This is a genomic window from Streptomyces sp. NPDC086077 (assembly GCF_040686175.1).
Classification (GTDB): Bacteria; Actinomycetota; Actinomycetes; order Streptomycetales; family Streptomycetaceae; genus Streptomyces.
On the sequence record NZ_JBFBJT010000138.1, the window covers coordinates 1 to 19,980 of the forward strand.

The 19,980-nt window shown below is 71.0% G+C and carries 21 protein-coding genes; 10 read left to right on the forward strand and 11 right to left on the reverse strand.

What is annotated here, in order from left to right; genetic code table 11:
- Nucleotides 1–198: 198 nt before the first annotated feature.
- The 9 genes from AB0O67_RS29585 (at nt 199) to AB0O67_RS29625 (ending at nt 7,546) form a co-directional block, all read left to right on the forward strand.
- Complete coding sequence (locus AB0O67_RS29585) at nt 199–930, forward strand: sulfotransferase family protein (RefSeq protein WP_365456472.1); 732 nt, start codon at nt 199–201, stop codon at nt 928–930.
- Between the two features lie 413 nt (nt 931–1,343).
- Complete coding sequence (locus AB0O67_RS29590; RefSeq protein ID WP_365456475.1) at nt 1,344–1,754, forward strand: hypothetical protein; 411 nt, start codon at nt 1,344–1,346, stop codon at nt 1,752–1,754.
- Nucleotide 1,755: 1 nt separating this feature from the next.
- On the forward strand, nt 1,756–2,793 hold the full coding sequence (locus tag AB0O67_RS29595; protein ID WP_365456478.1) for a BtrH N-terminal domain-containing protein: 1,038 nt from the start codon (nt 1,756–1,758) through the stop codon (nt 2,791–2,793).
- 43 nt (nt 2,794–2,836) lie between these two features.
- Nucleotides 2,837–4,132, forward strand: a complete 1,296-nt coding sequence (locus AB0O67_RS29600; RefSeq protein WP_365456481.1) for a DegT/DnrJ/EryC1/StrS family aminotransferase — start codon at nt 2,837–2,839, stop codon at nt 4,130–4,132.
- Nucleotides 4,129–4,971: a transketolase gene (locus tag AB0O67_RS29605; RefSeq protein WP_365456484.1), complete on the forward strand. Its 843-nt coding sequence runs from the start codon at nt 4,129–4,131 to the stop codon at nt 4,969–4,971. The genes AB0O67_RS29600 and AB0O67_RS29605 overlap by 4 nt, the downstream gene beginning before the upstream one ends.
- Complete coding sequence (locus AB0O67_RS29610) at nt 4,968–5,939, forward strand: transketolase C-terminal domain-containing protein (RefSeq protein WP_365456487.1); 972 nt, start codon at nt 4,968–4,970, stop codon at nt 5,937–5,939. The genes AB0O67_RS29605 and AB0O67_RS29610 overlap by 4 nt, the downstream gene beginning before the upstream one ends.
- On the forward strand, nt 5,936–6,133 hold the full coding sequence (locus tag AB0O67_RS29615) for a lysine biosynthesis protein LysW (protein WP_365456490.1): 198 nt from the start codon (nt 5,936–5,938) through the stop codon (nt 6,131–6,133). The genes AB0O67_RS29610 and AB0O67_RS29615 overlap by 4 nt, the downstream gene beginning before the upstream one ends.
- Nucleotides 6,134–6,334: 201 nt before the next feature.
- On the forward strand, nt 6,335–7,045 hold the full coding sequence (locus AB0O67_RS29620; protein WP_365456493.1) for a 4'-phosphopantetheinyl transferase superfamily protein: 711 nt from the start codon (nt 6,335–6,337) through the stop codon (nt 7,043–7,045).
- A gap of 147 nt (nt 7,046–7,192) precedes the next feature.
- Nucleotides 7,193–7,546: a VOC family protein gene (locus tag AB0O67_RS29625; protein WP_365456496.1), complete on the forward strand. Its 354-nt coding sequence runs from the start codon at nt 7,193–7,195 to the stop codon at nt 7,544–7,546.
- Between the two features lie 152 nt (nt 7,547–7,698).
- On the opposite strand, the gene AB0O67_RS29630 is transcribed toward AB0O67_RS29625, so the two are convergent.
- The 8 genes from AB0O67_RS29630 to argC all read right to left on the reverse strand — a co-directional run bounded on the left by AB0O67_RS29630 (nt 7,699) and on the right by argC (nt 15,603).
- The gene (locus tag AB0O67_RS29630; RefSeq protein ID WP_365456499.1) at nt 7,699–8,589 is read right to left on the reverse strand and encodes an ABC transporter permease; all 891 of its coding nucleotides are present in this window, start codon (nt 8,587–8,589) and stop codon (nt 7,699–7,701) included.
- Nucleotides 8,576–9,370 carry an ABC transporter ATP-binding protein gene (locus AB0O67_RS29635; RefSeq protein WP_365456502.1) on the reverse strand — a complete coding sequence of 265 codons (795 nt, stop codon included), beginning with the start codon at nt 9,368–9,370 and terminating at the stop codon, nt 8,576–8,578. The genes AB0O67_RS29630 and AB0O67_RS29635 overlap by 14 nt, the downstream gene beginning before the upstream one ends.
- Before the next feature lie 36 nt (nt 9,371–9,406).
- On the reverse strand, nt 9,407–10,564 hold the full coding sequence (locus AB0O67_RS29640) for an aliphatic sulfonate ABC transporter substrate-binding protein (RefSeq protein WP_365456505.1): 1,158 nt from the start codon (nt 10,562–10,564) through the stop codon (nt 9,407–9,409).
- A 254-nt stretch (nt 10,565–10,818) separates the two neighbouring features.
- Entirely contained in the window at nt 10,819–12,174 is a 1,356-nt protein-coding gene (locus tag AB0O67_RS29645; RefSeq protein WP_365456508.1) for a GTP-binding protein, read from the reverse strand.
- 2 nt (nt 12,175–12,176) lie between these two features.
- A complete protein-coding gene (gene cysD, locus AB0O67_RS29650) occupies nt 12,177–13,124 on the reverse strand; it encodes a sulfate adenylyltransferase subunit CysD (protein WP_365456511.1) in 948 nt (315 codons plus the stop codon).
- Entirely contained in the window at nt 13,121–13,684 is a 564-nt protein-coding gene (cysC, locus tag AB0O67_RS29655; RefSeq protein WP_365456514.1) for an adenylyl-sulfate kinase, read from the reverse strand. Before cysC ends, cysD begins: the two co-directional genes overlap by 4 nt.
- On the reverse strand, nt 13,681–14,553 hold the full coding sequence (locus AB0O67_RS29660; RefSeq protein ID WP_365456517.1) for a [LysW]-aminoadipate kinase: 873 nt from the start codon (nt 14,551–14,553) through the stop codon (nt 13,681–13,683). The genes cysC and AB0O67_RS29660 overlap by 4 nt, the downstream gene beginning before the upstream one ends.
- Nucleotides 14,554–14,574: 21 nt before the next feature.
- Complete coding sequence (gene argC, locus AB0O67_RS29665) at nt 14,575–15,603, reverse strand: N-acetyl-gamma-glutamyl-phosphate reductase (RefSeq protein ID WP_365456520.1); 1,029 nt, start codon at nt 15,601–15,603, stop codon at nt 14,575–14,577.
- A 364-nt stretch (nt 15,604–15,967) separates the two neighbouring features.
- On the opposite strand from argC, the gene AB0O67_RS29670 reads away from it, so the two are divergent.
- Complete coding sequence (locus tag AB0O67_RS29670) at nt 15,968–17,164, forward strand: ATP-grasp domain-containing protein (protein WP_365456523.1); 1,197 nt, start codon at nt 15,968–15,970, stop codon at nt 17,162–17,164.
- A gap of 105 nt (nt 17,165–17,269) precedes the next feature.
- Here AB0O67_RS29670 and AB0O67_RS29675 read toward each other — a convergent pair whose 3' ends face one another.
- The 3 genes from AB0O67_RS29675 to AB0O67_RS29685 are packed head-to-tail and all read right to left on the reverse strand — an operon-like array spanning nt 17,270 to nt 19,915.
- On the reverse strand, nt 17,270–18,040 hold the full coding sequence (locus AB0O67_RS29675) for an alpha/beta fold hydrolase (protein WP_365456526.1): 771 nt from the start codon (nt 18,038–18,040) through the stop codon (nt 17,270–17,272).
- Nucleotides 18,037–18,327 (reverse strand): hypothetical protein, encoded by a 291-nt coding sequence (locus tag AB0O67_RS29680; protein ID WP_365456528.1) that lies wholly within the window; start codon nt 18,325–18,327, stop codon nt 18,037–18,039. Before AB0O67_RS29680 ends, AB0O67_RS29675 begins: the two co-directional genes overlap by 4 nt.
- Before the next feature lie 13 nt (nt 18,328–18,340).
- Complete coding sequence (locus AB0O67_RS29685; RefSeq protein WP_365456531.1) at nt 18,341–19,915, reverse strand: condensation domain-containing protein; 1,575 nt, start codon at nt 19,913–19,915, stop codon at nt 18,341–18,343.
- Nucleotides 19,916–19,980 lie beyond the last annotated feature (65 nt).

A 19,980-nucleotide genomic window follows, 5' to 3' on the forward strand; every position in this document is an offset into this window, starting at 1 on the left:
GCATGGAAAAGAAGCTACGAGCACACCGACCCCCCGAGCGTCCGCAACAAGTTCAATCACCAGGACACACCCCGCTGACCCACCCCCGTACGGCTACAAGCTCCGATTACCCGGTGCCCGTCCATGCCGTGTCACGCTGGTCCGGATTCCGGAATCCGCCGGAAGAGTTCACGGCACACCGGAGTGAAGGGGGAAATCGTGGGACGCACACCGGAGAGGATCCCGGTACTCGCTTTGTGGAGCGCGCCGCGCTGCCGGTCCACCGCGTTCGCGCGGATGATGGCCGAGCGCGACGACCATGCCGTCGTGCACGAACCGCTCTCCCGGGTGGTCGACTTCGGTGAGGTGGAGGTCGGTGACCGGATCGCGCACGACGAGCAGGGCGTGCTCACGGCGCTGCGCGCGATCGCCGTGTCCAAGCCGGTGTTCTTCAAGGACACGACGGACTTCCACTACCCGGCGCTCCTCGCCGACGAGGAGTTCCTCGCGGCCGCGACCCACACGTTCATCATTCGCGATCCGGCCGAGGCCATCGCCTCGCACCACAAGCTGAACCCGGACCTCGGCCGCGACGAGATCGGCTTCGCGTGGCTGTACGAGATCTTCACCGCGGTGCAGGCCGCCACCGGAACCACGCCGGTCGTGATCGACTCCGACGATCTGCTCGACCGCCCGGCCGAGACCGTGCGCATGTACTGCGAGGCGGTCGGCATCCCCTTCGTCCCGGAGGCGCTGAACTGGCAGCCGGGAATGCGCTCGGAGTGGCACTCGACCAGTAAGTGGCACCAATCGACCAGCCGGACCGCCGGCTTCGAGCGCAGCTCGGGCGCGACGGCCGAGTCCGTCGCGGCGGACCCGAAACTGAGGGCCTACCGCGACTATCACATGCCGTACTACGAAAAGCTGCGTGCTGCCGCGCTGCGACCATGAGCGTCCCGCCAGGAATGATCGGAATGATCATCCGGCACGTGAACAGAGCGGCGATTCAGGCATGCAAGGTCATCGGGGCGCGGGCAGAAAGAATGACCGACGGCCCAGCCCTCGGTACCCCTGGACTGTTGAGACTTGAGATGGTTCTTAGTGAGGCGGGGAACTTGACGCAGAATTCGGTACCCTCCACCAGAAGTGCATGGCATCCAAAAAAGGTGTTCCGTGACGCGTGCGACGTGATGGAAGCTTCGGCGCTCCCCGCCAGAAGCGGACTGTGCGACACAGTCGATATCTCCGGTCATCGCAACAACACGGCCGTTTCCGCGGCGACGGAGACAAAAACAGGCGAATTCAATGTGTGGAGGAACTCCTTCGCCGCCGAATACCTGCCCGCGGGCGGAAGTCTCGTCCACGTGGACGGCGTACCCTTCCAGTTCCCCCCGGTCTGCGAAGGACCGGACAACGTCCGCTGCGCCGGCCAGTTCATCCGCGTCCCGGAGGGCCATTACGACTGGATCCATGTGCTGGCCGCGTCCGAGCGTCGCAGCGAGGACACCGTCCAGCTGAACTTCGCCGACGGCTCGGTCGACGCGGAAGCGCTCCGGGTCTCCGACTTCTGGGCGGCGCCCGCGTGGTTCGGCGAGATCAAGGCCTTCGAGAGCCTCGTCATGCACTATCCGCACCACGTGCAGCGCGGCATCCCCGCGGTCATGTGGGCCCAGCGGGTCCCGGTCACCCGGCGCACCGGCCTCACCGGCATCCTGCTGCCCCGCAACGTCGCGGTGCATGTCTTCGCCCTCACCCTGCAGCGGACGGAGTCCTGACATGACCGTCGAGGCGACAGCACGCACATACACGATCACCGGTCCTGAGCCCGAGCTCTGGTATCGCGACCTCATCAGCTGCCTGCAGGCCACGTGCGGTTCGATGCTGGCTCGCGAGGGAGCCGACCCGCTGGCCGTACTCGGCGCGGGGTGGCAGTTCCTGCACCTGCCGGGCGACGTCAGGTCCGAGGAGTTCTACTACCCCTGTGCCGAAGGGCAGTTGGGCCGCGCCCTTGCCCCGCACCACGACCTGAGTGCCCGCTGGTGGCAGCCCGCCGACGAGGGTGACGTGTGGCGCGAGGTGCGCGAGCGGCTGGCCGACGACCGGCTCGTCATCGCCGCCGTGGACAATTTCCACCTGCCCTTCAGGCCCGCGTACGGGGATGTGCACGCCGCGCACCTCGTGGTGATCTACGGCCTGGACGAGACGCGTGGCGTGGTCTATGTCTCGGACGCGATGCCGCCCGCCTTCCGTGGCGCCGTGCCCATCGAGGAGTTCCTGCGCAGCTGGGGCTCGGCCAATCCGACCGACGTGCAGGATGCCTTCTTCAGCGACTCGGAGATCGGCCGGCGCTGCCTCGATGTCAGCCTCGGCGCGCAACCGGCGCCTCTGACACCGGAGTTGCTGGGCGGCTATCTGCGCACCGACATCGAGGGCTTCACCACGGAGACCTCCGCCCGTACCGGGCTCGCCGGCTACGACGCGTTCGTCGGGGATCTGGTGGAGCGGTGCCGGGCGGGGGACGCGGGCGCGCTGCGCGAGCTGTACCCGTTCGGCTGGGCCATGCAGGCGCAGGCCTCGCTCCACGGCGAACTGCTGCGCCGCTGCGGCCGCGACTGGGACGACGCGGTGCTCGCCGGGGCGGGCCGCGCGGTCGAGACCGTCGCTCACGCGTGGACCGGGCTGCGGTTCACCGGCGCGCACGGCCACGGCGACCCGCGTGCGGCCGCGCCCGACATCGCGCACCATGCCACGCTGCTGCGCGCCGCCTACGCGCGCGCGGTCGACGCTGTCGTCGCGGCGGCGGCGCGGCTGTGAACGTAACCGGACCGACCTCCGTGACTGAGCGGACTGGAGAGTGATGAGCAAGCTGGCAGCGTTCGGCGGTACGGCGACCGTGCCGAGGGACCGGCGCCATGTGCAGTGGCCGCTGATCGAGGACGAGGACCGCAAGGCCGTCCTCGACGCACTCGACGGCCCGCGCCTGGTGTCCGACACCGACGGTGTGAACGCGGTGGCCCGACTTGAGGAGTACTGGGCCCGCCGCTTCGGCCACGAGGCCTGCGTCGCGGTGTCCAACGGCACGGCGGCCCTGGCCCTCGCCCTTGCCGCGCTGGGCATCGGTCCCGGCGACGAGGTGATCGTGCCCGCGTTCAGCTTCATCGCCACCGGGCTCGCCCCCGTGCACCAGATGGCGGTGCCGGTCTTCGCCGACGTAGACCCGGTCACCTTCAACATCGACCCGGACGATGTCGAGCGCCGAATCACCCCCAGGACCAAGGCGATCATCCCCGTGCATCTGCACGGCGCGCCCGCCGACATGGACCGGCTGACCGCGATCGCCCGCAGGTACGACCTCGCGATCGTCGAGGACGCCGCCCAGGCTCCCGGCGCGACTCACCGCGGACGCCCGGTCGGCGCGATCGGTGAGGCGGGCGCCTTCAGCCTCCAGGTCAGCAAGAACATCCCGACCTGCGGCGAGGGCGGCCTGCTGGTCACCCAGGACGCCGGACTGGCCGCCAGGATGCGCCGCGGACGGCAGTTCGGCGAGGACATCGAGGCCGGCCGGGACCGCGACTACATCTCGTACGGCTTGGGCTGGAACTACAAGATGAACGCCCTCCAGGCCGCGTTCACCCTCGCGCAGCTCGACCGGTTCGACACCTACGAGCGGGCCCGGCAGGAGAACGTCACCGGCTTCCTCGCGCGCCTGGCCGAGCTGCCGGGCCTGACGGTGCCGACCGCGCTGCCGGGCACCACCCACGCCTGGCACATCCTGCGCTTCCGCTTCGACCCTGCCGCGTTCGGCCTCGACGGTGTGCGGCCCGAGGCGCTGCGCTCGGCGCTGCGGCGGCTGCTGCGCGCCGAGGGGGTGCCGATGTCGCAGTACCAGCTGATGCCGCTGCCCGACCAGAAGGTCTTCTCGGACCGCGTCGGCTTCGGTTCCGGCTACCCGTGGTCCGTGACCGGCGCGCCCGGCACGACCGCAGGTGAGGACTACCCGGTGACCCGGGCGGTCATCGCCGACTCGCTCACGGTGCAGAAGCGCCATCTACACCCGGGCGCCGGCGAACTGCTCGGCCTGTACGCCGACGCCTTCGAGAAGGTGTGGGCGAACAGGGACATGGTGGCCACGCTCGCGAAGGCGGCCTCATGACCGTCCTCCAGGCACAGGAGCGGGACACCCTGGACGCGGTCGCCGCACGCATCCGGTCCCACGTCGTCGACATGTGCGCGGGGCCCGAGGGCGGCCACCTCGGCGGCGCGTTCTCCAGCGCCGACATCCTCGCGGCCCTGTACTTCTCGGTGCTGAACGTGGACCCGCGGCGGCCGGACGACCCGGGTCGCGACCGCTTCCTGCTCAGCAAGGGCCACGCCGCCGTCGGTCTCTACGCGACGCTGGCCGAGAAGGGCTTCTTCCCGGTCGGGGAACTCGCCGGATACGGTCGCCCCGGCAGCAGGCTGATGGGCCATCCGGTCCGCGCGGTGCCCGGTGTGGAGATGCCGACCGGTTCGCTCGGTCACGGACTCGCGCTGGGCTGCGGGTTCGCGCTGGCCGCCCGGTACGCCGGCCGTGACGCGCGCACCTTTGTCCTGCTCGGCGACGGCGAGCTCCAGGAGGGCTCGGTGTGGGAGGCGGCCATCGCGGCCGCGTCGCTGCGCCTGGACCGGCTGGTGGCGGTGGTGGACCGCAACGGCCTTCAGCTGACCGGCGCCACCGAGGGCATCGCGCCGATGGAACCGCTGGCCGACCGCTGGCGGAGTTTCGGCTGGGCGGTCCGCGACGTGGACGGCCATGACCCGGACGGACTTGCGGACCATCTCGACGCCGCGCCGTGGGAACCGGGCAGACCGAGCGTCCTGATCGCTCGCACGGTCAAGGGCCAGGGCCTGCCGTTCCTCGCCGGCCGCAGCGCCAGTCACTACGTGAGCCTGTCGCCGCGCAATCACGCCCGGGCGGTCCGCGCACTGCACGCCATGGAGGCCACCGGATGAGCCGCGCGACCCGAGAGGCGTACCGGGACCGTCTGCTTCCTCTGCTGCACCGATATCCCGAACTGATGTGCCTGGACTCCGACACCGGTCTGTTCAACGCCGACTACGCCGCGGCGGCCGGCGACCAGTACCTCAACCTCGGCATCGCCGAGCACAACCTGATGGGCATGGCTGCCGGGATGGCCGCGAGCGGGCGGATCCCGTTCGTCAACACGATGGCCGCCTTCGCCACGTCCCGGGCGCTGGAAGCGATCAAGATCGACATCGCCTACAACGGGCTGCCCGTCCGCATCATGGCCACGCACGGCGGTCTCGCCGCGGGCCACCTCGGACCGACGCACCAGGCCCTGGAAGACCTCGCCGTGATGCGGGTACTGCCCGGAATGACCGTGGTGGTGCCTGCCGACGCCGCCGCCACCGAGGCGTTCGTCGAGCAGAGCCTGAACGTGGCCGGACCGCTCTACGTCCGGCTCGGCCGCAAACCGACCCCGGCACTGCCGGTGACGGCCCCGCCACCCGTCATCGGGCAGGCGCAGACCCTTCGGCAGGGCGGCGACGTGGTGCTCGCCGCCTGCGGCCCCTACCCGGTGCTCGCCTGCCTCGCGGCGGCGGAGGTCCTCGCCGGACAAGGCATCGGGGCCACCGTGCTGAACATGCACACCCTGTGCCCGTTCGATACGGAGACCCTGGTGGCCGTGGCCCGGCCCGCCTCGCTCGTGGTGACGCTGGAAGAGCACTGGCGCAGCGGCGGCCTCGGCGGCGCGGTGGCCGAGACACTGGCGGAGGAGGCGCCCACACGGGTGCTGAGGCTCGGCATGCCCGACAAGTTCGTCGACGAGGTGGGCAACCAGGAACACCTCGTCGCACATTACGACCTCACCGCGGAGCGGGTCGTGAGGGCGGTCCGTACGGCCCTCGACGCGACGGCCCGCTCCGGGAGGACCGATCGGAAGGAATACGTCTCATGACCATGACCACGACCGAGACCGCGACCACCGGGCAGGCCTGCCCGGAGTGCGAGGAGCAGGTGCGGATCAGCTCTTCGGTACGGCTCAACGAGATCCTGGAGTGCGTGGGCTGCCGCAGCGAACTGGAGATCGTGGCGCTGAACCCCACGATGCTCGCTCTCGCGCCGGAGGTCGAAGAGGACTGGGGCGAATAGCCGGTTCCGGATCGACGACTCAGCAGGACCCGGTCCTCCAGCGGCAGGCCTTCAGAGCCGGCCCCTGAGGACCGGGTCCGCCGCCCCGGAGCCGGCACGTCCCTCAGGCACCGCATACGGGATCACGAGACACCGACGGAGAGAACGGCTGCCGACATTTCTGGAAGCATGCCCCTCACGGGCACAACAACAGCACTCCGCATGGGCACCGAAGCGTGCGATATGAGCGAGGTGCACATATGGGTGCTGCAGATTCCGGCCGGCGTCACGGAGTCCTCGCTCAACCTGTCCGTTCTGGACGAGCGGGAACGCCGTCGCGTGGCGGACTTCATCCACGGCCGTGACCGTACGCTCTACGGGTTTGCCCACGTGGCGCTCCGTACGGCCCTGTCCGGCCTGACCGGCGTGGCACCCGACGCGCTTCGCTTCACCCGCGCCCCCTGCCCGTGCTGTCGGGAGCCGCACGGGCGGCCCGTACTGACGTCAACGTCGGCCTCCATGGAATTCTCCCTCTCCCACAGCCGGGACCTGGTCCTGATCGGAGTCGCACCCGTTGCGATCGGCATCGACGCAGAGCCCGTGCCGGAGCCCGAGGTCGCGGAGCAGCTGGCGCCACTGCTGCATCCGTCGGAATGCGCGGACGTCGAGGCCGCGGCTCCGGAAGACCGGTCGGCGGCCTTCGCCCGCCTCTGGGCCCGCAAGGAGGCCTATCTCAAGGGCCTGGGCTCCGGCCTCGGCCGCGGCCTCGCGGCGGACGACGTACGCGGCGACCTTCCGGGGTGGCGCCTCACCGACCTGCCCCTGGCGACCGGTCACGCCGCTGCCGTCGCGGTGAATTCCCCCAATTCCCGCACGCTCCGCATTCACCGTGCCCTTCCGACGCACTCGGACATAGCAGCTACGGACAGCTGATCCGCGGTGTCGCCGCTGGGCAGCGAGGTGGCGGCGAGTTCGGACACGCGAACGGCCACTGCGGGACACAGTTCGCACCCCAGACCGACGGGTGGACGGCAGTCACCCCGCGCCCCGGCAGCCGGCCGACTGTTTATGCTCACGCCCATGGCACTCGAATGGGAACAGATCACCGTCGACTCCTCCGACCCCATCTCCCTCGGGCAGTGGTGGGCCGCGGCTCTCGGCTGGGTCGTGGTCGACAAAACCGAGGAGATCATCGAGATCCGGCCTGAGCCGGACCGGATGCCGGGGCTGCTCTTCGTCCCCGTCCCTGAGGGCAAGGCGGCGAAGAACCGGCTCCACCCCGACTTCCGCCCCGACGACCACGAGGCCGAGGTCGCCCGGCTGGTCTCCCTCGGTGCCCGGCGCGCCGCCCCCGTGCAGGAAGGACAGCACTGGGTGACCCTCTTCGACCCGGAGGGCAACGAATTCTGCGTCCTGTCCGAGCCGAAGAGCTGAGCGGGGCCGGTCACCCGTTCGGGCGAAGGTGCCGGACGGTTTCGCCCACGCGCAGCCCGGGGAGCGTGGACCGTATCCGCCGCACCAGGGCGCGGCAGTCGCGGCCGCCAAGGGCCGTTCTCAGGAGGTCCTGTCCGCGCCCGGCGGCGTCCTCAGCCCCTGACCAGCAGGCCGTGGCGGCGCAGCACCCAGCGCTCCACCGGGCTGAAGATCAGGAGGTCGATGGCGATGCCGACGATCAGGATGAGGACGATCGCGAGGAAGATGCCGGGCATGTCCGCGTTGTTGCGGCCGTTCTCCAGCAACTGGCCCAGCCCCAGGCCGAGATCGGGCGAGGAGGCGATGATCTCGGCGGCCATCAGGGAGCGCCAGGAGAACGCCCAGCCCTGCTTGAGGCCCGCGACGTAGCCCGGCAGCGCTGCCGGCATCGTGATGTGCCAGGCCTCGCGCAGCCCCGTCGCCCCCAGCGTCCGGCCGGCCCGCAGGAACAGCGGGGGCACCTGGTCGACGCCCGAGACGAGGCCGTTGGCGATCGAGGGCACGGCGCCGAGGAGGATCACGGCGTACATCATCGCGTTGTCGAGGCCGAGCCACAGGACGGCCGGCGGCACCCAGGCCACCGACGGCAGCGACTGCAGGCCGGACAGGACCGGGCCGATCGCCGCACGGATGAACGTCACCCGGGCGACCAGGAGTCCGAGCGGCGTGCCGAGGGCGAGGGCGAGCAGGAAGCCGAGCAGACCGCGCGAGACGCTGGTCCACACGATGTCGAGCAGGGTGCCCTGCAGCCACATGTCGGTCAGGCTGCTCCACACCGCCGACGCCGACGGCAGCTTGGTGGGCTCGGCGACCTCGGCCAGGACCAGGCCCTGCCAGACGGCGAGGACCAGGGCCACGGCGGTCAGCGGCGGCAGGACCTTCTTGACGAGCACCTCGCGCACCGGGGTGCGGTGCGTCCGCACCGAGTCGAGGGCGTCCAGGCCCGCTTCGAGACCGCCCAGGTCCTGAGACCGCGGCTCGGCCTTGATGTCAGTGCCGGCCATGGCGGCTGATCTCCCCACGCAGTTGTCCGGTGATCTCTACGGCTAGCTCCGCGACTTCGGAGTCCTCGATGCGGCGCGGGTGCGGGATGTCCACGGTCCACTCGCGGGCCACCCGGCCCGGCCGGGACGAGAGGAGCACGACCCGCTGGGCGAGCCGGACGGCCTCGCGGACGTTGTGCGTGACGAACAGGACGGACAGGTTCGCCTCGCGCCAGATGCGGGTCAGCTCGTCGTGCAGGACGTCCCGGGTGATGGCGTCGAGCGCCGCGAAGGGCTCGTCCATCAGAAGGAGCCGGCTGTCCTGGGCGAGCGCGCGGGCCATCGCGACGCGCTGGCGCATGCCCCCGGACAGCTCGTGCACCCGCTTGCCGAACGCCCCGTTCAGCCGCACCAGTCCGAGCAGTTCCTCGGCGCGGGTGCGCCGGTCGGCCTTGGCCACGCCGCGCAGCCGCAGGGCCAGTTCGATGTTCTTGCCCGCGGTGAGCCACGGGAACAGCGCGTGCTCCTGGAACATCAGCGCGGGCCGGCCGCCCGGCGTCTCGATGGTCCCCACGGTCGGCCGGTCGAGGCCCGCCACCAGGTTGAGCAGCGTCGACTTGCCGCACCCGGAGGCCCCCAGGAGCGTGACGAACTCGCCCGGCGCGACATCGAGCGTGATGTCGTCCAGCACGAGCTGGGGCCCGGCGGGCCCGGCGAAGGACTTCGAGACGTGCCCGATCCGGGCGGCGTACTCGGTCTCCTCGCCCGTGCGGCCCGCGGCCTGGGCAACAGCGGTGATCATGTGGTCCTCACCTCCTGGCAAGCCTGTTCCCGGGGATCACCGGGAAGCCGGCCTGTGATGCGGTTGTTCGACGCCGAGACCGGCGTCGGCGACCCGGGGCCTGCCCAGGGCCTTGAGGACCTTGTTGAGCGGGGCGAGGTCGTAGATGCCGTTCAGGTCGAGCTTCCTGAACAGGTGGGCCTTCACCGCATGGTCGGCCTGCGCCCGGAGGGTGGCGGCCAGCGGGTCGTCGGTCGTCTCGATCGACTTCCAGGCCGGGTCGAGGACGTTCGCGGGCAGTTCCTTGCCCGTGAGTGCCTTCAGCGCGGCGTTCACGGAGGTCTTCGCCCTGTCCGGGTCGGCCTTGATCCACTCGTTGGTCTTCACCGAGCCGCGCAGGACCGCCTCGACGACGTCCGGGTGGTCCTTGAGGAACGTCTGCGACACGACGATGTGGGTGACCACGAACTTCCGGTCCGGCCACAGGTCGGACTCGTCGAGGAGGACCTTCGCGCCGTCGGAGACCAGCCTGGACGCGGTCGGCTCCGGCACCCAGGCGCCGTCGACGGAGCCGGACGCGTAGGCTTCCGGGGTGATCGAGTTGTCGGTGCGGGCGACGTCGACGTCGCCCTTGCCGCTCTGGGCGTCGGCCTTCCAGCCCTTCTCGTCGATCCAGTCGAGGAAGGCCACGTCCTGGGTGTTGCCCAGCTGCGGGGTCGCGATGTTCTTGCCCTTGAGGTCGTCCACGGACGTGATCCGGTCCGGGTTGACGACCAGCTTGACGCCGCCGGAGGCCGAACCGCCGATGATGCGCAGGCTCTTGCCGCCCGACCTGGTGAAGCCGTTGACGGCGGGCGAGGGGCCGATCCAGCCGATGTCGATGGAGCCCGCGTTGAGCGCCTCGATCTCGGAGGGTCCGGCGTTGAAGGTGGCGGTCCGCACCGTGGTGCCGCCGAGCTCCTTCTGGAACAGGCCCTCCTGGACGCCGACCAGCGGGGTGGCGTGCGTCAGGTTCGGGAAGTAGCCGATCCGCACGGTGTCGGCGGAGAGCTTCCGGGCGCCGGCGGCGACCGGCACGGCCTTGACCGCCGTGTCGTCCATCTTGGCTTGCGAGCCGTAGCCGCAGGCGGCGAGCGCGCCGGACAACAGGGGCAGGGCGGCGGCAGCGGCGACACCGCGGCGCAGGGTGGTGCGGGGCTTGCGGCCGGCAGGCACGGGAGGATGTCCTCTCGGAGGCCCGGTGCTCGCGTCCGTCGGAGACTGGGCTCCGGGACGCGGCCGGGACGACGGCAGGTCTTCGGCGGTGCGGATGGACCCGGTGGCGCGTCCGTTCGGTCCGGTGGTGCGGGCGGGGCCGGCGGGCGCGCGAGCGGTGCGCGTACGTCATCGCGCGCAGCGCGCCGCTCCGCCCCGTCCGCTGCCGAGGGGGCCGTCCTCCTTCGGGAAGGCCGCCTGCACGCCGACGGCCCTCAGAAGTCCCACCCCTCCTCGTCCATCGCGACCGCGGCCTCGGCGGCGGTGAAGGAGTCGCCCGCCATGCAGGCCGCGAGCGTGGTGCCGTCCGCCGGGTCGATCAGGAGGAACGAACCGGTGCGGCGCGAGACGGCGTAGGGGTCGAGCGCGAGCGGCTCGGCGGTGCGCACCTTGATCCGGCCGATGTCGTTGGCGACCAGCTGCCCGGGGTCCGGGTGCTCGGAGAGGTCGTCCAGGGTGAGCCGGGACGGGATCTCCTGGACGATCGCCTTGACGGTGCGGGTGGTGTGCTTGAGCAGCACCCGCTGACCGATCGCCAGGGGTCGGTCGGCGACGTGGCAGACGGTCGCCTCGACGTCCTGCGTGGTGGCGGGCGCGTCACCGGTCGGCACGATCAGATCGCCGCGGGAGACGTCGATGTCGTCCTCCAGGAGGAGGGTGACCGACTGCGGCGTCCAGGCCATGTCCACGGACTGGCCGAGCAGGTCGATACCGGAGACCTTGGACGTACGGCCCGAAGGCAGTACGGTCACCGGCTCGCCGACCCGGAGGGTGCCGGCCGCGATCTGGCCGGCGAAGCCCCGGTAGTCGGGGTGATCGGCGGTCTGCGGGCGGATCACGTACTGCACGGGAAGGCGCGCGTGGCAGTCGGTCACGTCCTGGCTGACCGGGACCGTCTCCAGGTGCTCCAGAACGGTCGGGCCGCCGTACCAGTCCATATGGGCGGACGGCTCCACCACGTTGTCGCCGGCCAGGGCCGAGATCGGGATGGCGGTGATCTCGGGCACGCCCAGCTCGCTCGCGTACGCCGTGAATTCCTCGACGATCGCGGCGAAGACCGTCTCCCGGTAGGCCACCAGGTCCATCTTGTTGACGGCGAGCACCACGTGCGGGACGCGGAGCAGGGCGGCGACCGCCGCGTGCCTGCGGGTCTGCTCGATGACGCCGTTGCGGGCGTCGACCAGGACCACGGCGAGGTCGGCGGTGGAGGCGCCGGTCACCATGTTGCGGGTGTACTGCACGTGTCCGGGGGCGTCGGCCAGGATGAACCGGCGCCGGGCGGTGGCGAAGTAGCGGTAGGCCACGTCGATGGTGATGCCCTGCTCGCGCTCGGCCCGCAGGCCGTCGGTGAGCAGCGCCAGGTCGGGCCTGTCCTGGCCCCGCCTGCGCGAAGCCTCCTCGATGGCCGACGCCTGGTCGGCGAGAACGGACTTGGTGTCGTACAGCAGCCGTCCGACCAAGGTGGACTTGCCGTCGTCGACCGAGCCGCAGGTGGCCAGCCGCAGCAGGCCGCCCGGAAGCCGGTCGGGCGCATCGCTCGGAACGACCTTGTCCGTGACGCCCGTTGTCATATCTAGAAGTACCCTTCTCGCTTGCGGTCCTCCATGGCGGCCTCGGACAGCCGGTCGTCGGCCCTGCTCGCACCGCGCTCGGTGACCCGGCTCGCCGCGATCTCCGCGATCACGGCGCCCACCGTCGAGGCCGAGGAGTCGACCGCGCCGGTGCAGGACATGTCGCCGACCGTCCGGTAGCGGATCTGGCGCTCGCACAGGGACTCACCGTCCCGGGGGCCGCCCCACGCGCCGGACGCCAACCACATGCCGTCGCGCCGGAACACCCGGCGCCGGTGCGCGAAGTAGATCTCCGGCAGTTCGATGTCTTCCCGCTCGATGTACTGCCAGACGTCCAGCTCGGTCCAGTTGGACAGGGGGAAGACCCGGACGTGCTCGCCCGGCTGGTGGTGGCCGTTGTACAGCTGCCACAGCTCGGGCCGCTGCCGGCGCGGGTCCCAGCCGCCGAACTCGTCCCGCAGGCTGAACACCCGCTCCTTGGCACGCGCCTTCTCCTCGTCCCGCCTTCCGCCGCCGAACACCGCGCCGAAGCGGCCGGCACGGACCGCGTCGAGCAGGGGCACGGTCTGCAGCGGATTGCGGGTGCCGTCGGGGCGCTCGCGGAGCCTTCCGTCGTCGATGTACGACTGCACGGACGCCACATCGAGGTGGAGGCCGTGCCGCTCCACGACGCGGTCGCGGTAGGCGATCACCTCGGGGAAGTTGTGGCCGGTGTCCACGTGCAGCAGCGAGAACGGCAGCGGCGCGGGGGCGAACGCCTTGAGCGCCACGTGCAGCATGACGATCGAGTCCTTGCCGCCGGAGAACAGCAGCGTCGACCGGTCGAACTCCCCCGCCACCTCGCGGAAGACATGGGCCGCCTCGGCTTCCAGCGCTTCGAGGTGAGTCATCCGGGGCGGCACCGGAGTGTGCCGCGGGCCGGTGAGCACGGCCGGGGTCACCACGGTCATGACAGACCTCGCTCGGTGAGCACCGCGTGCACCTGCTGGACCGACTCCTCGACGGTCCGGTCCTGCGTGTGGATACGGAGGTCGGGGGCGACCGGCGCCTCGTAGGGGTCGTCCGCGCCGGTGAGGCCGCTGATCTCGCCCGCGGCCTGCTGGGCGTAGAGGCTCTTCACGTCCCGGTCCGCGCAGATCTCCACCGGAGTCGCCACGTGCACCTCAAGATAGGGGACGCCCTGTGCGGCGTGCTGGTCCCGCACGGCCTCCCGTGACATCGCGTAGGGAGCGATGACCGGCACCAGCACGGTGACACCGTGCGCGGCGAGCAGCCCGGACACGTAGCCGATCCGGCGCACGTTGGTGTCCCGGTCCTCCTTCGAGAAGCCCAGGTCCGCCGAGAGCGCCGCACGGATCTCGTCACCGTCGAGCACCTGCACCCGGTGCCCCTCGGCCCGCAGCCGCTCGGCGAGGCCCACCGCGATCGTGGTCTTGCCCGCACTCGGCAGCCCGGTCAGCCAGACCGTGCCGCCCTGCCACACGGCTGGTTTGCCCTTCGGTTCGGTCATGCGCGGATCTCCGTTTCGCGTGTGCTGGGGACCGGCTCCTCGGCAGGGGCGACACGCACGGTCGTGCCGGCTCCTGCGAGTGCCTGGCTGACGGGGGCGGGGGTGCGTCCGTCCGCGATGCGTACGGTGCCGACTCCGCCGGTGAGTGCCTCACGTGCGGCGATGAGCTTGAGCGCCATGCCGCCGGTGGCGGAGCGGTCGGGCGGGCCGGTCGGGGATATGCGATGGGTGCTCTGCACGCTGGTGGGGTCGTCGGGGTCGGCGAGTACGCCGGGTGCCCCGGTGAGCAGCAGCAGCTGGTCGGCGCCGAGTGCGACGGCGAGCGCCGCCGCGGCGCGGTCGGCGTCGACGTTGACCGGGTGGTCGTGCTCGTCGATGGCGGGCGGCGAGACCACCGGGACGTAGCCGAGGCGCAGCAGCGCTTCGGGCAGCTCGGTGCGGACCGTGGTGATCCGGCCGCTGTGGTTGTCGCGGATCAGCACGGTACGGCCGTCGACGACGGAGCGGATGACGGACTTGCGGCGGGCGCGGAGCATGCCGCCGTCCATGCCGGTGAGTCCGACCGCGGGCACGTCGTGGCGGGCGAGTTCCGCGACCAGTCTGGGTTTGACCGCGCCGGTCAGTGCGAGGACGACCACGTCGAGCGTGGCCGGGTCGGTGTAGCGCGTGGAGACGTTGTCCGGGGCGACGAGGGTCCGCTGCGGGACGCCGAGTTCCCTGGCGAGCCGCCTGATCTCTCCGGAGCCTCCGTGGACCAGGACGATGGAGTGCCCCTCATGGACGAGTCGGGCGATGTCGGCACAGATGCCCCCGGCGTCGACGGCCGGATTGCCGCCGCATTTGACGACGGTGAGTGGTGTGGTGGTCACGGTCTCTCCGGTGGGCGAGGGCTAGAGGGGATGGAGGCCTGGGAAGGTGAGGCCGAAGGTCTCGGGCCAGCCCATGCGGATGTTGAGACACTGGACGGCGTTGCCCGCACCGCCCTTGACCAGGTTGTCGAGGGCGCCGATGGTGGTCAGGCGTCCGGTGTCCTCGTCGAGGGCGTAACCGACGTCGCAGTAGTTGGATCCCAGAAGGATCTTCGGGTCGGGGTAGCGGAAGATGCCGCGCTGGTGGGCGACGACACGTACGAAGGGTTCCTCGGCGTACTGCTCGCGAAAGGCCCGCCGGAGATCGGATTTGCCGACGCCGGGGCGCAAGGTGGTGTGAGCGATCGTCTGGACCCCGCGGACGGCTTCTACGCCGGTGGCCGTCATCGCCGCGGAGATTCCCAGGTGTTGGGAGATCTCCGCCTCGTGGCGGTGGCTGTTGGGGGCGAACACGCGCATCGCGCCGCTGCGTTCGGCGTGCAGGTTCGCCGGACCGGCGGTGGAACCGGAGCCGCTTGAGCCGGTGCGGGCGTCGAGCTGGACGCCCGCCTCCGTGTCGATCAGTTCGTGCGCGACGAGCGGGTGGAGGGCGAGGACGCCAGCCGTGGCCATGCAGCCGGGCACGCTGATCAGGTCCGCGCCGCGCAGTCGCTCGCGGTGCAGTTCGGGCAGGCCGGGCACGAAGGCGTCCAGCAGATGCGGGGCCTGGTGCTCACTGCCGTAGTAGCGCGCGAAGACCTTCGTGTCGTTGAGGCGGAAGTCACCGGTCAGGTCGATGACGAGTTTGGCCCGCTGGGTCCAGTACTCGATCTGGGTCATCACGGCCCTGTGCGGCAGGGCCAGGAAGACCGCATCGCACTCGGCGACCTCGTCGGCGGAGCAGAACAGCAGATCGGTGGAGGCCCGCAGATTCGGGTGCACCCCGTCGACCCGCTTGCCGGGGAAACGCGAGGAGACCGCGCCCACCACCTCGACCTCGGGGTGACCGATCAGCAGCCGCAACAATTCCCCGCCGATATAGCCGGCCGCGCCGGCCACCACCACCCGCATCACGCCTCCACTCCGATCACCACAGGACCTCCGTAGCGAAAGTGCTCGACCAACCGGACGGCACATCCAAGCCACCACATGGAAACGCAACCTACGAACCCACCCGCATTCCACGCGTCCGCGACAGGCTCATCCACCACGACGATCCGGCTTACGCGAGGGTCGACCGGGTACGCGCGACGATTACTCCCGGGCGGCCCCGCGTTCACGAACTGTGGTGAGGCCGCCTCCCAGGCTCACCCCTACACGACGGATTCGGCCTGCGTAGTCGTCTCGCTTATTCGGTCCGGCCTCCGCGCATGCCAGCATTGTTTTCCGCGCGTCATCAGAATTTCCTTTTCGAAAGCCTCCGGAGGCCCGTGACATGAAATCCGTGCTCGTCCTCTCCTGGATAGCCATCGGCAACGTGCCCGCCGCGGTCGCGGAGCTCCGGGCTCGCGATCTGCGACCGGTGCTGGTCTCCAACCTGCCGGACGATCCCCATGCCGGCCTCTGCGACGACCACATCGTGTTCGACTGGGACAGCGAGGAGCTGTCGGCCCTCACGGCCCGGATCGGCGAGCGGGGCATCGAGCCGATCGCCGTCGTCAGCATGGTCGAGAAGCTGATCGAGTGGAGCATCGCGCTCACCACGCATTACAACCTTCCCGGTGGCGGTGCCAGCCGTGCCGTGCTGGCGAGCAAGACCCTGGTCCGGGAGCACATGCGTGCCCTGGGCCTGTCCGACATCAAGTTCTCCGGCGACCCGAGGTCGGTGGACTTCTTCCCAGCCATCGTCAAGCCCGCGCGGGAGTCGGCGGCCTCGTACATGGTCCAGCGGGTGGACGACCGGGACGAGCTGCTGGCCTACCTGAAGCACCTGGAGGAGTCCGGGGCGGGCGGCGTGGAACTGATCGCCGAGGAGTTCGTGCCCGGCACCGAGTTCTCCGTGGACGGTCCCGTGCTGAACGGCCGCTTCCACCCGCTCCTCGCGATCGAGAAGGCCGACCACAACGACGCCAAGCACCATGACGCGGGCCTCTCGTTCCACCCGCCCCAGCAGAGTCACGTGCGGGAGGGCGTGCGCGCCCTGTGCGAGGCGATCAACACGCTGTGCGCCGACCGGGGCCTCGACCAGATCTGGCTGCACTTCGAGGGCCGGAGCTCGCAGGACGGCCGGACCGAGCTCGTTGAGATCAACCCCCGGGCCGGCGGCTTTCACACGGGGATCCCCGCGTCCATCCAGGCCCTCTACGGCATCGACGTGATCGCGGCGGTCGTCTCCATGGCGCTGGGCGAGTACGCGCCGCAGGAGCTGGGACCGATGCGCGAGCAGCCGATGTTCGGCAACGTGGAGCTGGAGGCCGAGGAGATCGGCACGGTCGAGGCCGTCACCACCGAGGCGGACCTGCTCGCCCTGCCCGGCATCATCAGCGTGCGCCTGTCCGACGGTTACCGGGTGACCCAGCTGAACAAGGAGAACTTCTTCCTCTCGCTCACCCTCACCGCGGACTCCGTGGAGGAGCTGCGGGAGCATGCGACGAAGGCCCTCGACACCTTCGAGTACCGCGTCAGGCCGTAACCGGCCCGCTCGACCGTACGGGAAGCCTGGTCCTCCACCCGCAAAGGTGGCGGACCAGGCTTCTTTCCGCGCCGGCCGGCTCGGCCGGTGTCCGCGGACGAAAGGTCAGCCGGCGCCGAGCAGGGTGGACGCGGTCAGGTGCTGCCGCATCAGCCCGACCACCGCGGCCTGCTGGGCCGACAGGTAGAAGTGGCCGCCGGAGAACACCTGGAGAGCGAAGGACCGCGCGGTGTGGTCCGCCCAGGCGGCGGCCTCGTCGAGGTCGACGCGGGGATCACGATCGCCGACCAGCGCCACGACCGGGCAGCGCAACGGCGGCCGCGGTCGGTAGCGGTAGGTCTCCACCGCCTCGTAGTCGCTGCGGATCGCCGGAAGGATCATACGCAGCACGTCCGGATCGCTCAGCAGTTCGGCGTCGGTCCCGTCCAGTGCCGCGAGCTCGGCCACCAGCTGCTCGTCGGTGAAGCCGTGCACGTTCCGCGGGGGGCACTGGTGGGAGGGGGCCCGCCGCCCGGAGGCGAAGAGCGTCGCGACCGTGGTGCCCGCGTCCTCAAGGCGGCCGGCGACCTCGAAGGCCAGCATGGCGCCCATACTGTGCCCGAACAGGGCCAGCGGCCGGTCGTCCGCCCCTTCCGCCACGGCCTCGGTGATCCGGTCGGCCAGGGTGTGCAGCTCGGTGATGCCGGGCTCGTCGTGGCGCTCCTGGCGGCCGGGGTACTGGACGCACACCACCTCGGCACTGCCCGAGAGCGCCCGCGAGAACGGGAAGTAGAAGCTCGCGGAGCCGCCCGCGTGGGGCAGGCACAGGAGCTGGACGGGGGCGTCCGGGCAGGGGTGGAAGCGGCGCAGCCACCGCTGCGTCGTGTTCGGGCTCATGGATCCCCCTGGCCTTTCGATTGCGGTCCTCCCGCGCGGTCGATGGTGGCTCGGACCAGCGGGAAGAGAAGGAATGTGTCGCGCCTGCCGAACCGGCCGTCCGCGTCGAGGCGGAAGAAGTCCGCGCGGCGCGGACTGCTCTGCCGGTCGTCGTGGAGCACCCCGTTGAACGCGCCGTGCGCGGCGACGCGGTCACCGGATTCGAGGCGTTCGTCGTACGTACGGACCTTCCGCGGCCGCGCGGAGACGGACTCCGGCGCGGCCGGGGCCGCGGTCCGTGTCCGCATGCGTGTCCTTCCCTCAGGCGCAGTCCGCGGTCTCGCCGAGTGCGGTGTGCAGCTCGGCCAGAAGCTCCTCCGCCAGGGCGGCGGGAATCCCGTCCGCACGCCACAGCATGACGAGGTCCCAGGAGCCGTCCGGAGCCGGGATGGCCTCCAGCATCAGCTCGATGTCGGTGCTGGGCGGACGCACCCGCACCGGCTCGAGTGCCACGTGACCGCCGAGGCTGCCGTGCGGGGGCAGCCCCTGAAGGACGACCCAGGTCTGGAAGAAGGGGTGACGGTCCCGGGGCGGCGCGAGGACGCGGACGAGCTCGTCGAACGGGGTGTGTACGTGCTGGAGGTGCGACACCACTTGGGCGGTCGCCTGGCCCAAGAGGTCCTCGGCGCTGCCGTCGTGCGTGGGCGAGAGCACCACGGCGAACGGGTTGACGAAGTAGCCGACCACCGGCTCCAGGGCCGGGTCGAAGCGGCCCGTGGTCACCGAGCCCACCGCGAGCTCACCGGCGTCGAAGGTGCGGGCCAGGGCGCGAGTGGCGCCGGCGAGCAACGCCGCCAGGGCAGGGCCGCCGCGGCGGGCGGCGGCCTGCTCAAGCCGCCGCACGGTCTGCGCGTCGACCTTCAGGACCCGTTCGAGCCGGGCCACCGGGCCGGCGCCTGCCCGCGCGGGAGCGGGCAGGAACGGTGCCGGGACCGCTGCCAGCGCCTCCTTCCAGAAGGGCAGATCGCGGCCGGCCCAGTCCGCGAGGCGGGTCGCTTCCCAGGTACTGAACTCCCCGTACGACAGCGCCGGTGCCGCCTCGTACGTCCGGCCCTCCGACCGCGCCGCGTACGCGCGCGCCAGCTCGTCGACGAGCACCGACTCCGACCATCCGTCGAAGGCGATGTGGTGCACGTGGAGGCAGAGCAGGTGCCGGTCCTCGGCCAGGCGGCACAGCCGGGCCCGCAGCGGGACCTCGTCCTCCAGCGAGAACGGCCTCGTCCACCAGTCGGCCGTCACCGCTTCGGCCAGCTCCCGCATCCCCTCGGCACCGGGAGGTGTGACATGTTCCAGCACGGGGGCCGCGTCCGCGGGTGCGAGCACCTGCTGCTGGGGGGCCTCGTCGAGCCACGGGTAGATGGTGCGCAGCGCCGGATGGGCCACGACGACGTCGTTCAGGGCCGCCTGAAGCAGGTCACGCCGGAGCGGTCCGGTGAGTGCGTAGGCCAGCACGATCATGTTGTCCGCCGATCCCGGGGCGCTCATCTCCGCGAGCCAGAAGCGCTGTTGGGCGCGGGAGAGCGGGACGGGGGCCGTGCGGTCGGGGCCGGGGGCGGGCAGCTGCTCGCCGGGGGCCGCCTGCGCGCAGTGGGCGGCGATGGCGCGCGCCGTACGCAGCCGGTAGACGTCGGAGGCGGTCAGGCGGGCGCCCAGCCGGGCGCCGACCCGGGCCGCCAGCCGGATCACGTCGAGCGAGTTCGCCCCGGCCATGACGAGGTCGTCGTCCTCGGCCAGGTGCGCCAGGCCGAGCAGCGCACGGATGTCGTCCAGGACCGGGCTGCCCTGGGCCGGCTGCTGCGCCGCAGCGCCGGCCCCCGCCGGGCGCGCCGCGCGCACCGGCCCCAACCCCCCTCAGTTCGCCGATACCCAATGGTGAAAGGCGGTCAATCGACCACAAAAAA